We start from the raw sequence: 750 nt of genomic DNA, 5'->3' as shown, positions 1-750 counted from the left end.
GCACCGAACTCGTGCGGCACAACACACGCCCGCTCGAATTCACGGAAGCCGGTTTGACGGCCCTGAGGCGCATTGAACCCATCATTCGCGCGCACGAGTCGCTCGTCTCCTCGATCATGAACGACAACCGTTCGCTCGAAGGCAAGATCCGCCTCTCGTCGGCGCCGGGCTTTGCCGCGCGGCGTTTGACGCCGATTCTGCAGCGCTTCCACCAGTCTTACCCGAACATCACGGTCGAAATCCTTGTCGGTCTCAAGGAAGCCGAAGTTCAGAAAGGGCTTTGCGACATCGCGACGCTCACGGGCGAACCCACGATGCCGGGACTCGTCTACATGAGCCGCGGACGCAACGTGTTTCTGCCGGTCGCCAGTCCCGACTACATCCGCCGCAACGGAATGCCTTTCCACCCGGATCAGCTCAGATCCCACACCGGCTACGTCTACGCCGGCCCCGTGCGCTCGGAAACAAAGGAACTCGTCCGCTGCGGCAAAGCCGAGCCGATCGTTTACGGAACGGCTATCCGATCGACCGACGTCTTGGCAGTCCGTCGGGCCGTGCTGGACGGCATGGGAATTGCCGTCGACTTGCCGCTCGTACAAATTTCCGAAGACCTGCTTCAAGGGAGGCTGGTTCCGATTCTCCCGGGTTGGTTCCGCCCGCCCGTCGAATGCTTCAACGTCACAACGCGCTCGGCTTGGCACATGAAGCGCGTGCGCGTCTTCTTTGAGTGGTACAGCCGCGAACTGCAGG

General features: G+C 61.9%; 1 protein-coding gene. It reads left to right on the top strand.

Annotated features, from left to right (window positions below):
• Positions 1-53: 53 nt before the first annotated feature.
• Positions 54-750 (top strand): substrate binding domain-containing protein (locus H6A60_RS12000; RefSeq protein ID WP_239477744.1); only part of this gene is annotated, 697 nt, incomplete at its 3' end.

It is taken from the genome of Sutterella massiliensis, from assembly GCF_016899755.1.
In the GTDB taxonomy this organism is placed as follows: domain Bacteria; phylum Pseudomonadota; class Gammaproteobacteria; order Burkholderiales; family Burkholderiaceae_F; genus Sutterella; species Sutterella massiliensis.
This window is presented reverse-complemented; position numbering and strand designations above follow the sequence as displayed.